The 13,133-nt window shown below is 39.5% G+C and carries 14 protein-coding genes; all 14 read right to left on the bottom strand.

The features are described from left to right. Positions 1 to 121: 121 nt before the first annotated feature. The gene (prpC, locus tag FGD67_RS03435; RefSeq protein WP_257173712.1) at positions 122 to 1,246 is read right to left on the bottom strand and encodes a 2-methylcitrate synthase; all 1,125 of its coding nucleotides are present in this window, start codon (positions 1,244 to 1,246) and stop codon (positions 122 to 124) included. 93 nt (positions 1,247 to 1,339) lie between these two features. Further along, complete coding sequence (gene prpB / locus FGD67_RS03440) at positions 1,340 to 2,230, bottom strand: methylisocitrate lyase (RefSeq protein ID WP_257173713.1); 891 nt, start codon at positions 2,228 to 2,230, stop codon at positions 1,340 to 1,342. Between the two features lie 58 nt (positions 2,231 to 2,288). Then, positions 2,289 to 2,969 carry a GntR family transcriptional regulator gene (locus FGD67_RS03445; RefSeq protein ID WP_257175058.1) on the bottom strand — a complete coding sequence of 227 codons (681 nt, stop codon included), beginning with the start codon at positions 2,967 to 2,969 and terminating at the stop codon, positions 2,289 to 2,291. 272 nt (positions 2,970 to 3,241) lie between these two features. Further along, on the bottom strand, positions 3,242 to 4,471 hold the full coding sequence (locus FGD67_RS03450; protein ID WP_257173714.1) for a nucleoside recognition domain-containing protein: 1,230 nt from the start codon (positions 4,469 to 4,471) through the stop codon (positions 3,242 to 3,244). Positions 4,472 to 4,876: 405 nt separating this feature from the next. Then, positions 4,877 to 5,656 (bottom strand): TatD family hydrolase, encoded by a 780-nt coding sequence (locus FGD67_RS03455; RefSeq protein WP_257173715.1) that lies wholly within the window; start codon positions 5,654 to 5,656, stop codon positions 4,877 to 4,879. Positions 5,657 to 5,716: 60 nt separating this feature from the next. Then, the gene (locus FGD67_RS03460; protein ID WP_257173716.1) at positions 5,717 to 6,043 is read right to left on the bottom strand and encodes a PilZ domain-containing protein; all 327 of its coding nucleotides are present in this window, start codon (positions 6,041 to 6,043) and stop codon (positions 5,717 to 5,719) included. Between the two features lie 10 nt (positions 6,044 to 6,053). Then, positions 6,054 to 6,992 (bottom strand): DNA polymerase III subunit delta', encoded by a 939-nt coding sequence (locus FGD67_RS03465; protein WP_257173717.1) that lies wholly within the window; start codon positions 6,990 to 6,992, stop codon positions 6,054 to 6,056. Between the two features lie 3 nt (positions 6,993 to 6,995). Next, the gene (tmk, locus tag FGD67_RS03470; protein ID WP_257173718.1) at positions 6,996 to 7,631 is read right to left on the bottom strand and encodes a dTMP kinase; all 636 of its coding nucleotides are present in this window, start codon (positions 7,629 to 7,631) and stop codon (positions 6,996 to 6,998) included. A gap of 48 nt (positions 7,632 to 7,679) precedes the next feature. Then, on the bottom strand, positions 7,680 to 8,717 hold the full coding sequence (mltG, locus tag FGD67_RS03475; protein WP_257173719.1) for an endolytic transglycosylase MltG: 1,038 nt from the start codon (positions 8,715 to 8,717) through the stop codon (positions 7,680 to 7,682). 8 nt (positions 8,718 to 8,725) lie between these two features. Beyond that, positions 8,726 to 9,529, bottom strand: coding sequence for an aminodeoxychorismate lyase (gene pabC, locus FGD67_RS03480; protein WP_257173720.1), 804 nt, complete (start codon positions 9,527 to 9,529; stop codon positions 8,726 to 8,728). A gap of 120 nt (positions 9,530 to 9,649) precedes the next feature. Continuing rightward, positions 9,650 to 10,882, bottom strand: a complete 1,233-nt coding sequence (fabF, locus tag FGD67_RS03485) for a beta-ketoacyl-ACP synthase II (RefSeq protein WP_257173721.1) — start codon at positions 10,880 to 10,882, stop codon at positions 9,650 to 9,652. Between the two features lie 160 nt (positions 10,883 to 11,042). Then, the gene (gene acpP, locus FGD67_RS03490; protein ID WP_077286054.1) at positions 11,043 to 11,276 is read right to left on the bottom strand and encodes an acyl carrier protein; all 234 of its coding nucleotides are present in this window, start codon (positions 11,274 to 11,276) and stop codon (positions 11,043 to 11,045) included. Between the two features lie 164 nt (positions 11,277 to 11,440). Next, a complete protein-coding gene (fabG, locus tag FGD67_RS03495; protein ID WP_257173722.1) occupies positions 11,441 to 12,175 on the bottom strand; it encodes a 3-oxoacyl-ACP reductase FabG in 735 nt (244 codons plus the stop codon). A gap of 6 nt (positions 12,176 to 12,181) precedes the next feature. Further along, entirely contained in the window at positions 12,182 to 13,117 is a 936-nt protein-coding gene (gene fabD / locus FGD67_RS03500) for an ACP S-malonyltransferase (RefSeq protein WP_257173723.1), read from the bottom strand. Between the last annotated feature and the right edge of the window lie 16 nt (positions 13,118 to 13,133).

Raw genomic sequence — 13,133 nt, forward strand, 5'->3', positions numbered from 1 at the left:
CTATTGTCTATTACAGCCAATAGACGACGAAAGTTATTGCTATTTCAAAGACAAAATATGAGCATATAAGTATATGTGATTATTTCCTGTTGCTGAAATAGCACTAAAGAGCGAGTCTTATCTATCTTTTTGAGATTGCTACAACCTTACGCGGCTCTGCACCAGTATAGTCTGCTGAAGGACGAATAATACGGTTATTTTGTCGTTGTTCCATTACGTGTGCAGCCCAACCCGTTAAACGTGAACAAACAAAAATAGGCGTAAATAACTTGGTTGGAATACCCATATAGTTATACGTTGAAGCATGGAAAAAATCAGCATTACAGAATAGTTTTTTGCTATCCCACATAAACTCTTCACAGGCAACTGAAATATCATACAGTGAAGTATCACCGTTCTTCGCGGCCAACTTCTCAGACCAAGCTTTGATAATGACATTACGTGGATCAGAGGTACTATAAATCGCGTGTCCAAAGCCCATGATTTTTTCTTTACGCTCAAGCATACCGGCCATTTGCTCTTTAGCATCAGCAGGTGATTTGAATTTTTCAATCATATCCATTGCGGCTTCATTAGCACCACCATGAAGTGGACCACGCAGAGTACCGATAGCACCCGTGATACAAGAGAACATATCAGACAATGTCGATGCACACACACGGGCGGTAAACGTCGAAGCGTTAAACTCATGCTCTGCATATAAAATTAATGACACATCCATCACTTTTTGATGTTGGGCTGATGGGCTTTTACCGTTTAACAAGCGGAGAAAGTGTCCGCCTAACGATGTCTCATCAGAAGTACAGTCAATTTCAATACCTTCATGAGAGAACTTATACCAGTAACACATAATAGCCGGGAATGCCGCTAATAAACGATTAGCTGCTTGTTGTTGTTCAGAGAAATCACTTTCTGGCTCTAAGTTACCTAAAAATGAACAACCGGTACGCATGACATCCATTGGATGGGTTTCTTTTGGAATAAGCTTGAGTACAGCTTTTAATGCAGACGGTAAATCACGCAAGGCAAATAATTCTGCTTTATATGCTGCTAACTCTTTTTCATTAGGCAGTTCACCGTTAAACAGTAAGTAAGCAACTTCTTCAAAGCTTGCATTGTCAGCTAAGTCAGCAATATCATAACCACAATAGGTTAAACCTGAGCCTGATTTACCTACCGTACATAACGCGGTTTCACCTGCACTTTGACCACGTAAACCTGCACCTGATAATTTTTTATCTGTCATCATTCTTTCCTCTGCTATTTAACCAAAAGTACGTATCCAATACGAGATTAGGGGATAAATTAGTTATAATTGTGAATATATTTTAGCGTTTAATTACTTGTTTTTTCCTTCAGAGAACAAAACATCAAGTTTTTGTTCATAATCGTGATAACCCAAGTAATCATACAAATCCATGCGAGTTTGCATATTATCTATTTGCGCTTTCTGGTCGCCGTCTTCTAACAAAGTTTTATAAACTGATTCAGCCGCTTTATTCATCGCTCGAAATGCTGATAAAGGATAAAGTACCATCGCACAGCCCCACTCACCTAACTGCGCTTTATTCCACAGCTCTGTTTGACCAAATTCAGTGATATTAGCTAGAACAGGTATATCAAGTGCTTCAGTGAAGGCGCGATAATGCTCTTCAGTTTTAATCGCTTCAGCAAAAATGCCATCAGCACCCGCAGCAGCATAAGCTTTGGCACGTTCTAACGCGGCTTCTAGGCCTTCCTGAGCAAAGGCATCAGTACGAGCCATAATAAAGAAGTCTTTATCAATACGTGCATCAACCGCAGCTTTGATACGGTCAACCATTTCATCAATTGAAACTATTTCTTTATTTGGACGGTGACCACAACGTTTTTGCGCGACCTGATCTTCGATATGAACGGCTGCAGCGCCGGCTTTTTCCATATCACGAATCGTTTTTGCAATATTGAATGCCCCGCCCCAACCCGTATCAATATCGACCAATAAAGGTAAACTTGATGCGCTAGTGATACGTTGAACATCAGCAATGACGTCATTCAGTGATGTCATGCCTAAATCAGGTAAACCGTAAGAAGCATTGGCAACTCCGCCACCAGATAAGTAAATGGCTTGATGGCCTAATTGCTCAGCCATCATTGCGCAATAGGCATTAATAGTACCAACCACTTGCAGGGGTTTATTATTTACTAAAGCTTGACGAAACTTAGCGCCAGGAGATAATGAGTTAGACATTGCTTTATCCTTTTTTAGTTATCTATAAGTTATAAGTAAGTTCATTTAAAGTTTACTGCTATTGTTGCAGAGCAATTTTATTTTCAATATTTTTACGCGACGCGGCAATATGACGTCGCATCAGCATTTCAGCTAGTTCACCGTCACGATCGGCGATGGCTTCAATAATCCGTGAATGTTCATCGAAAGCTTTCGTTGCTCGTGGACTATTCATGCCAAACTGGCAACGATACATACGTACAAGATGATAAAGTTGTCCGCATAATATATTAATCAGTTGCTGATTATGGCTACCAAGGATCACTTTATAATGGAAGTCTAAGTCACCCTCTTCTTGGTAATATGACACACCATCACGCAATGCTTTCGCACTCGCATGTTGCTTGAGCATAGCCTTCATTTCAATAATTTCATCTTCAGTCATATTACTCGCTGCTTGACGACATGCCATGCCTTCAAGTGCTTCTCGCACAACATAGATTTCTAACAGTCCAGCAATGGAGCATTCAACAACGCGCGAGCCGACATTAGCTTTACGTTCGATTAAATGACACTTTTCCAAGCGATTTAATGCTTCGCGCAAAGTAGAACGACTAATTTGATAGTTTTTCGCTAACTCAGGCTCACTAATTTTACTGCCAGCTTTGATATTGCCATTAACAATGGCATGAAGTATTTGTTCAAATACTTTATCTGCAGTAGTCACCGCGGCTTGAGTTGTGGGGTTATCTAACGCCATAATTGTCGACACTTTTTATAAAGATGCCTTAATGATAGCGTCATATACTGATTAGTCAATGATAAAAACACTATATTGTCGACAATTATCATTATACTTTAGTTGTACATTGGATGAACTATCATGTAAAAACAAAGCTTTTCGAAAGGCAGAAATCTACTAAGCGTTTGTTAATCAGGTTAATTAAACGTACTTCTAGCGAAGCATTTACGTTTTTATCAAGGGTGAGATGAGCGTTTACATAAACAAAAAAGTGTCGACAATCTAACTTTTTAGCCAAAAAACCAATAGCAAACACCAATTGCTGCCGTAATGCCCGCGACATCAGCTATCAGGCCACAGGCCAACGCATGACGACTATAACGAATCCCCACCGAGCCAAAATAAACCGCTAACACATAAAAAGTAGTTTCTGTAGAGCCTTGCACGATTGAAGCTAAACGGCCAGCGAATGAGTCAGCACCGTGAGTATTCATGGTTTCAATCATCATAGCGCGTGCACCAGAGCCACTTAATGGGTTCATAAATGCCGTTGGTAACGCATCAACAAATCGACTGTCGCCATTAAAAAATAACACCATTTGTCGAATGCCGTCGACTAAAATATCTAATGCACCACTTGCCCTAAAGACTCCGATTGCGCATAACATGGCTAATAAATAAGGAATTATTTTTATGCTGGTTTCAAAGCCTTGTTTAGCCCCTTCAATAAAACTATCGTAAACATTAACCTTGCGTTTTAGTGCAAGTAAAATAAAGCTAATCAAAGTGCTAAAAATCAATAAATTGCCCATTAATGACGATTGCTGAGCTAACAGTTCAGCACTGAGTGTGGTGAAGTAAACTGCGATGGCTCCAACCAATGCCATGCCCGTCGCGAGGTAAAGTAAGATCACCTGCTGATAAAGTTTTATTCTTTGGACAAAAGCCACGGCTAATAAACCCGCTAAGGTTGAAGCAAAAGTGGCAAGTAATATCGGAACAAAAACATCAGTAGGGTTCAACGCTCCTTGTTGAGCGCGATAAACAAAAACAGTAACCGGAAACATCGTAACCGAGGAAGTATTTAAAACCAAAAAAAGTATTTGTGCATTTGTAGCCGTTTCTTTTTTTGGATTTAGTAGCTGTAGATCTTGCATTGCTTTTAAGCCTAAAGGCGTTGCGGCATTATCCAAACCTAAAAAGTTTGCTGACAAATTCATGGTCATTGAACCTATTGCCGGGTGTCCGCTTGGCACACCGGGCATAAGACGCACAAATAATGGCGAAATAATTTGGGCAAATTTATCTATAATGCCGGCATGCTCAGCTATTTTCATCATACCTAACCAAAAGCTTAAAATACCAATTAAGCCAATCGCTATTTCAACCGTGATCCGCGACATATCAAAAATAGCTTTAACGATTTCTTCAAAAATTAAAACTTGATCAAAAACCAACCATTGCAAAATGGAAGAGATAAACGCAACAAAAAAAAATCCACTCCAAATACGATTTAACACACTTGTTCTCTTTTTATATTTTTACTTGCCTATCATGCTAAATATCATGACATAGATGGATATTATTACCTAACTTGTACTAAAAACATTGGGCATTAATAAATAATATCTTCTGATGACTAAAACTAGAGCTTATCAAAAAACTCACAATAATATCTTATAATTCAATAGAATAAATTAATTTTTGCATTTATAAAACCGTACACTACACTTAATTCTGAAGCTAAGTTATTAGCTTATTGCTCGCTAGCCTCTTCATTGAGGCAGTAAAATTTAGTACTCGTGTTTAATGTTAGACGTTCGATAAATTTGACAGTTTATTAGCGCAGGCTCATCTCCTTTTGAGCCGTTCCCTGAGCCCAAAACTATTCATAGTTTTGGGCCTTTTTTTTCATCACTTAATAATTAAACTTTACGTGTACGAGGAAATAAACGATGAAAGTTATCACTTGATTGCTGCGCTATTTCAGCAACAGAAGTACCTCGAATACTTGCAAGGTGCTTGGCAACCTCAACGACGTAAGCGGGTTGATTTTGTTTACCTCGGTGTGGCACTGGTGCTAAATATGGTGCATCAGTCTCAATCAGAAATCGATCTGCAGGGACTTTTTTTGCCACTTCTCTCAATGCACTGGCGTTTTTAAATGTAACAATCCCTGAAAAAGAAATATAAAAGCCCATTGCAATTGCTTGCTCTGCCATCTCCCAACTTTCGGTAAAGCAATGTAAAATACCGCCAACATTTTCAGCTTTTTCTGCTCTTAAAATAGCTAAGGTATCAGCTTGGGCATCTCGAGTATGTATGATCAACGGTTTATTCAATTGATTAGCAACACGTACATGCTTTCGAAAAGAGTCTAGCTGTACAGTTTTAGTTTCTGGCGCATAAAAATAATCCAATCCAGTTTCACCAATCGCGACTACTCTCGGGTGTTTCGCTAACTGGCTTAGCTGCTCGGGGTCTATTTCATCATCCTGATTTAATGGATGTGCACCACAAGTTAACCAAACATGATCATATTTTGCCGTTTTTTCTGCCATGGCAGGAAATTCTTCTATCGTGACACTGACACACAGTAAGGTATTAACATTCTCTGCAGACGCGGCATCGATGACATTATCTAAATTATTGTCAAAATCTTCGAGTTTCAGGCGATCTAAATGACAATGGGAATCTATAAACACAGGGGTTACTCCGCACGAATGTGCTTGTATTATTATTAATGAATTTCTTTTACGCTAATCTTACATTGATAAGGTTGGCTCTGAAGAGTTAAGCAAACGCCCTATCAATTTGTCAATTTGATTACGGACATTATCCGGATCTTCAACAAAACTGACACCGATACCAGCCGGTGTTCCATTTTGCGCGCCAATAGGGGTTATCCAAGAAACCTTACCTTTAATCTCTGAGGGCTCTAAAGAGTCTGGCAAAGTAACAGTTAAATTAATATCTGTTGCTAGCTCAAATTGCTCGGTCGTACGAATAAATAAGCCACCGTGCTTCATAAATGGCATATATGACTGATATAAATCACGATCCGAAATAAATTCAAGTGTAATATTTTCCAAAATTGTTCCTCTATTTCTGGCCGCTATTTTGTATAGCAAAGCAAATATCGGCTAAGAGTTTCTCACTTAAAAACTGTCGATTTACTTGCACTAATGTTTTCAGTTTAGTATTGGCAGCTTGGGCTAAACTATAAATTTGCCATAACTGCTGTTTATTGAGTGTGCTATCAGACGCTGCGATTTTCCAGCCCGACTGTTCACGCATCAAATCAACCAATACTTTTTCTAACCAGCGAAAACTATCAGTATGTCCAGCTAAAGTCACAAGTACTTCGGCTCGGCATTGATATGCAGATAGATATTGCACAACCTGAGCACGAAACTCGTTATAAGCAACCGCCGCACCTTCATCAGTTAATTCATTAAGGTGAGTTAAATTAACAAAAGCATCATCACCTTGCTTATTAAATTCAGCCAAAAGCTTTTCACCTACTGGCGGACGTACTTCAATACGCTGACAGCGGCTTATAATAGTGGGTAATAAAAGATCACTACGATCGGTTGTTAAAATTATAAAACTATTTGATGTTGGCTCTTCTAATGTTTTTAATAAGGCATTAGCTGCTGAAATGGTCATCTGATCAGCATGATTAACTAACGCTGTTTTCGCTTGACCTATGTGTGCAGTTTTCTCAAAAAATTGACTTAGTTTACGTATTGCATCAACACCGATAGTGCTCTTATCACTAATGATACTCAAGTGATCAGGATAACTCGAGCTCAAAAATAGTTTACACGTTTTACACTGACCACAAGGCTGAATAATAAGTTGCTCGTGACCAACATTTTCTTGATGTAGCGCTTGACACAACAGGACATTAATAAGCCAATCTGCAAGCTTTTCTTGTCCAGCATTTGGTACCCCTGCAAATAATAAGGCATGAGGCAGCTTACTTGCCAAAATTTGCCTAGACAATTGCTGTTGAATATTAAGCAACCAAGTATTCATTAATTAATCTTCTTTGCGAGATATAAAAGCTTCAACGCTTTTGGCTACATCACTATGTACAGCCTGCATGGCTTGACTGGCATCTATAATATCGGTGCTTTCTGACGCCGTTGCTAATGTAAGATACTTGTTTCGAACGCGCTGAAAGAATTCTATTTTTTCTAATTCAATACGGTCTAATTCGCCTCGGGCTTGTGCACGCGCTAAACCTAACTCTGGTGCAATGTCTAAATAGAGTGTTAAGTCAGGGGTAAACCCCTTTAACGTGACGTCTGCAATAGCATTCATTACCTTGTCATCAAATTGCCGTCCTCCTCCCTGATATGCGCGCGATGATAAGTCATGACGGTCACCGATCACCCATGTACCTTGCGCTAAAGCTGGCAAAATTCTATTGGCCATTAACTGGCTGCGGCTTGCATACATCAAAAATAGTTCAGTTTCTTGTGTTAACTCTTCATCATGACTTGCTGATTTTACAATATCACGTAAAGCTTCAGCTAACGGCGTACCACCAGGCTCTCGTGTTTTTATAAAAGCAATATTATGCTTTTGCAATACAGCTTCGATAACATTAATAGCTGAGGACTTACCAGCGCCTTCAATTCCTTCGACAACAATAAACTTGCCTTTATTCATTTTAAACTTCCATAATACAATATATTAAATTTCTTGTGCCGCTTTAAGTCACTTCTTGTTGCGCTGATACTTAGTAACAGCACGGTTATGATCGGCCAAATTCGTTGAAAAAATATGTTCGCCGGCACCATTACTGACAAAGTATAAATAGTGGCTTAACTCCGGATTTAAAGCCGCTTGTAATGCTTGCGCGCCTGGCAAAGCTATCGGTGTTGGCGGTAAACCTTTTATCTTATAGGTGTTATAAGCTGTTTTTTCACGTAAATGTGCATAAGTAATATCTCCTTGGTAACGATCACCTAAGCCATAAATGACGGTTGGATCGGTTTGAAGGCGCATTTTCTTATGTAAACGGTTAATAAAAACGGATGCAATACGTGGGTGCTCTGCGTGCTTACCACTTTCTTTTTCAATAATTGATGCCATGATCAACGCTTGATAAGGTGAAGTATAAGGCAAGTCAGTGGCTCTATTGTGCCACAACTCATCCAGGGTCTTGCGCATTTTTTTATGCGCTCTGTCAATAATATCAATATCGGCTGTATTTTTGGTAAAGGCATAAGTGTCAGGAAAAAGCCAACCTTCAGGGTTAGCTTGCTTAATTGACAATTTTTTCGCAATAGCCGCTATCGATAAATTAGCCAGTTGGTGACTGATATCAGGATGTTGTGCTAATTGTGCTAGTACTTGCTTAAACGTAGTACCTTCAATAAAGGTAATAGAAAATTGATGTTCCTTACCTGAAACAACGACTTTAAGTAGCTCGATAATCGGCATATTTGCCTGTACTTGATAAGTACCTGACTTTATTTCACTGTGCTCAGAATTAAATATAATATAACTGCGTAACCAAAAACGACTCTCTAGCCAACCTTTAGTGACTAACTGTGTTGAGAAAGCATTAAATGACGTACCCGGTTTAATGGTAATAAAAGCGACTTGCTCTACGGCTAATGGTTGCTGAACCTTGAGTTGGGCAGTGATAAAGAGCCCAACAACAGCTAAAATACTTAACATTATCACCAGTGTTAAGGTGATAAGTGATTTTCTAACCATTAAGGGCAAACTAAGCAGTTTATTTATCATTTTGTCTTTTAATTTTCCATACCTAAACATTGATTTTGTATGCTGGCAACACTTGAAATATCTAATTGCTGACCATTAAATGTTTTAACCGGCACTATACCTAAAATGGCGTTACTAATAAACATCGCAGCAATATTATCCAAATCATCAGATAAATATTGTCCCTGTTGAATACTTGGGTTGTTTAACAAGATATTAGCTCTCATTAAACCGGCTACTCCTGCTGTAGCTAATGAGGGCGTATACCACTGACCGGCCTTTAGCCAGAAAACATTAGCGCTACAACATTCAACCACATAACCATTAGCGTCAGTTACTAACAAATCATCCTCTAGGCGTTTATCTAACTCAGCTCTTAATAACACTTGTTCTAAACGATTTAGATGCTTGATACCCGCTAGCATTGGGTTAATGCCTAGCTGCTGTTCACTAATCCCCACACTAATCCCCTGCTGTTGCCATTGGGGATAAAAGGCTGGATAATCATGCAATGAAACAATTACCCTAGCCTGTTCTGCACCAAGGCGTGAATAACCACGCCCACCACTACCGCAAGTGATCATTACTTTGACTATGCCAATTTTGATACCTGCACTAATGTTATGCAAGTTGTCTGTTAATGCCATCAGATCAAACTTAGGTAGACCTAGTTGCTGACTTTGCTGAACTAAGCGATCGATGTGTTGTGCTAACATCAGCACTTCACCGTGTTGTACTAAAGCGGTGGTAAAACACCCATCGCCATAAGCTAAACCACGATCATCAATTGCAATCGTGTTAGCTGCTTGTCCATCTACAAAACTTACCACCATAATTACCATAAAAAAGCCTGAATACTTAGAGTAAGTATTCAGGCTTAAGACCTTGAGTTCAAGCGCTATTCGCATTAAAGTTAAATTAAATCTAACCTCAGTAGTTGATCAGTTCAGTGTTTAAATTTTCTTAAAGATCAATGAACCGTTTGTACCACCAAAACCAAATGAATTACACAAAACATAATCTAAATTAGCATCTCGTGCCGTATGCGCAACATAGTCTAGATCACAGCCTTCATCAGGGTTATCCAAATTAATCGTTGGCGGTACTACACGGTTAACTAACGCTTGAATACTAAATATCGCTTCAACTGCACCAGCTGCACCAAGTAGATGCCCGGTCATTGATTTCGTTGACCCCACCATAACGTCATAGGCCAAATCACCAAACACCGATTTAACCGCATTAGTTTCAGCAATATCGCCAGCCGGTGTTGATGTACCATGGGCATTAATATAACCAATTTTCGCAATATTTACCTTAGCGTCATTAATGGCATTTTGCATAGCTAAGGCAGCACCGGCACCATCTGCCGGAGGTGAAGTCATATGATAAGCGTCGCCACTCATACCAAATCCGACCAGTTCGGCATAAATTTTTGCACCACGAGCTTTCGCATGCTCGTACTCTTCGAGTACCAATACACCCGCACCATCACCTAAAACAAAACCATCTCGGTCTTTGTCCCAAGGACGGGAAGCCTCTTGTGGAGCATCATTACGTGTTGACATAGCACGTGCCGCGCCAAATCCGCCCATGCCTAAGGTTGTTGATGCCTTTTCCGCACCACCAGCAACCATAGCATCAGCATCACCATAGGCGATCATACGTGCAGCATGACCTATGTTATGTACGCCGCTAGTACAAGCCGTCACTATTGAAATATTAGGCCCTTTCATACCAAACATAATAGATAAATGACCGGCAATCATATTAATGATGGTAGAAGGAACAAAAAATGGCGACAGTTTACGCGGGCCATTTTTTAGTAATTTCTCATGGTTTTCTTCAATAAGACCTAAACCACCAATGCCAGAGCCGACAGCTACACCGATCCGTTGAGCATTTTCTTCCGTGATGTCTAAGCCCGAGTCTTTAATAGCTTGCACGCCAGCGGCAACGCCATATTGAATAAATAGATCCATTTTCTTGGCTTCTTTACGAGCCATATAGTCTTGAGCATCAAAATCTTTTACTAAACCGGCAAATCGCGTTGGATACGCTGTGGTATCAAAATGCGTAATGTTAGATATGCCACTTTTACCAAGTAGTAAGTTTTGCCAGGTTGATTCAGGGCTATTGCCTAAAGGGCTAAGCATGCCAAGACCGGTAACCACAACGCGTCTCATGAGATGTGCTGCCTCCGATAGAATTGAATAATAACGGGTGTTTTATTTAACTGATTTAAAAAATTAATCCATGATTTAAAACAGTTATTAATATTTTAAAACAGTAAAAACAAATCAGGCGGTAATTAAACCGCCTGAAATCAATCACATTCGTTTGTTATTACTGGTTAGCAGTAACGTAGTCGATTGCAGCTTGAACTGTGGTAATTTTCTCAGCTTCTTCATCTGGAATTTCAGTATCAAATTCTTCTTCTAACGCCATTACTAATTCAACAGTGTCTAAAGAATCTGCACCTAAGTCGTCAACAAAAGAAGCTTCAACTTTTACTTCGTCTTCGCTTACACCAAGTTGCTCAATAGTAATCTTTTTTACGCGTTCTTCGATAGTACTCATTTTTTTTCCTTTACTAGAAAATACAATTTTTCAAAATTGTGTGTAGTTTATTCGTCAAAAGCCAACCATGCAAGCTTCTAATTTTACTTTTTTGCTGGTCTAACCTGTTGACAGTTTATAATTTATTCGAATTTAACACAAAGTAAGCAAAAAGCGAACTTTTGTTAAACCATGTACATACCACCATTTACGTGTAATGTTTCACCCGTAATATACGCTGCAGAATCAGAAGCTAAGAAAGCAACAGCATTAGCAATTTCTTCAGGTTTCCCTAAACGATTAGCCGGAACTTGTGCAAAAATGCCTTCTTTTTGCTCATCCGTCAATGTTTGTGTCATATCAGTATCAATAAAACCAGGAGAAACCGTATTCACCGTAATGCCACGTGAAGCAACTTCACGTGCCAATGATTTAGTAAAGCCAATCAAACCAGCTTTTGCGGTCGCATAATTAACCTGACCAGCATTGCCCATCGTACCAACGACCGAACCAATATTAATGATACGTCCTTGGCGTTTTTTCATCATAGCGCGCAAAACTGCCTTACTAATTTTAAAAACTGACGTGAGATTGGTTTCAATGATATCATTCCATTCATCATCTTTCATGCGCATCATCAAATTATCACGCGTAATACCGGCATTATTGACTAAAACATCAACTGCACCGTGTTGCTCTTTAATTAACTCAAACATAGCACTAATTGATGCATCATCAGTGACATTTAACACTAAGCCTTGGCCTTCACCTAAGTATTCACTGATATTCGCCGCACCGTGCTCTGATGTTGCTGTACCAATAACCGTACCCCCTAGGGCTTTAAGTTGCGTAGCAATAGCTTTACCTATGCCACGACTTGCACCTGTTACTAAGATGACTTTACCTTCTAATGAAAACATATAATTTTACTCTACTGATGCTAATGCTTTAGTTAATGACGCACTGTCATTAACAGATTGACAAACTATGCTCTTATCGATGCGTTTTAACAAACCTTGCAATACTTTACCTGGGCCAGCTTCTATGGCTTGTTCAATGCCACTTTCGGCTAAAAACTGTATGGTTTCAGTCCAACGTACCGGACTATACAATTGTTTAATTAATGCAATTTTAATCGCCTCAACTGAGGTCTCGATTGCTACATCAACATTATTAACTACCGGAATGTTCGGTGTATTAAAAGTAACATTATTAAACTCTTCAGCCAGTTTTTCTGCTGCATCTTTCATTAATGCACAATGTGACGGTACACTGACCGGTAATGGCAATACCCGTTTTGCGCCTGCTGCTTTACATAATACGCCAGCGCGCTCAACGGCATCTTTATGCCCGGCAATCACTACTTGTCCAGGTGAATTAAAATTTACTGCAGAAACAACTTCGCCATTTTCAGCTTTTAAACAAGCTTCAATGATCATTTTATCATCAAGGCCAATGACTGCTGCCATGGCACCAACACCTTCTGGTACTGATGCTTGCATAAATTCACCGCGCTTTTCTACTAATTTTACCGCATCGGTTAAAGAAAGCACACCCGCACAAACTAAGGCAGAATATTCACCTAAGCTGTGGCCAGCTAACATGGCAGGTGTTGTCAGTGTAGAAGCATGCCATAAGCGCCACAGTGCAACACTTGCGGTTAGCAAGGCTGGTTGAGTGAAGTTTGTTTGGTTTAACTTTTCAACGGGTCCTTGTTGCACCAACTGCCACAAATCGTAACCTAGAGCTGTAGAGGCTTCAGAAAACGTTGCTTGTACAACTTCATGCTCAGTAAAATCTGCTAACATCGCTAGAGATTGAGAGCCTTGACCGGGAAAGACAAACGCTAAATTATTTTGCATTATTAGACCTAATTAT

The organism is Colwellia sp. M166, assembly GCF_024585285.1.
Taxonomy (GTDB): domain Bacteria; phylum Pseudomonadota; class Gammaproteobacteria; order Enterobacterales; family Alteromonadaceae; genus Cognaticolwellia.

Bases quoted from the DNA above. Each gene is read 5' to 3' on its own strand.
- fabD (WP_257173723.1), bottom strand. From the start codon at position 13,117: ATGCAAAATAATTTAGCGTTTGTCTTTCCCGGTCAAGGCTCTCAATCT.
- FGD67_RS03465 (WP_257173717.1), bottom strand. From the start codon at position 6,992: ATGAATACTTGGTTGCTTAATATTCAACAGCAATTGTCTAGGCAAATT.
- FGD67_RS03445 (WP_257175058.1), bottom strand. From the start codon at position 2,969: ATGGCGTTAGATAACCCCACAACTCAAGCCGCGGTGACTACTGCAGAT.
- acpP (WP_077286054.1), bottom strand. From the start codon at position 11,276: ATGAGTACTATCGAAGAACGCGTAAAAAAGATTACTATTGAGCAACTT.
- prpB (WP_257173713.1), bottom strand. From the start codon at position 2,230: ATGTCTAACTCATTATCTCCTGGCGCTAAGTTTCGTCAAGCTTTAGTA.
- fabG (WP_257173722.1), bottom strand. From the start codon at position 12,175: ATGTTTTCATTAGAAGGTAAAGTCATCTTAGTAACAGGTGCAAGTCGT.
- mltG (WP_257173719.1), bottom strand. From the start codon at position 8,717: ATGATAAATAAACTGCTTAGTTTGCCCTTAATGGTTAGAAAATCACTT.
- prpC (WP_257173712.1), bottom strand. From the start codon at position 1,246: ATGACAGATAAAAAATTATCAGGTGCAGGTTTACGTGGTCAAAGTGCA.
- fabF (WP_257173721.1), bottom strand. From the start codon at position 10,882: ATGAGACGCGTTGTGGTTACCGGTCTTGGCATGCTTAGCCCTTTAGGC.
- pabC (WP_257173720.1), bottom strand. From the start codon at position 9,529: ATGGTGGTAAGTTTTGTAGATGGACAAGCAGCTAACACGATTGCAATT.
- tmk (WP_257173718.1), bottom strand. From the start codon at position 7,631: ATGAATAAAGGCAAGTTTATTGTTGTCGAAGGAATTGAAGGCGCTGGT.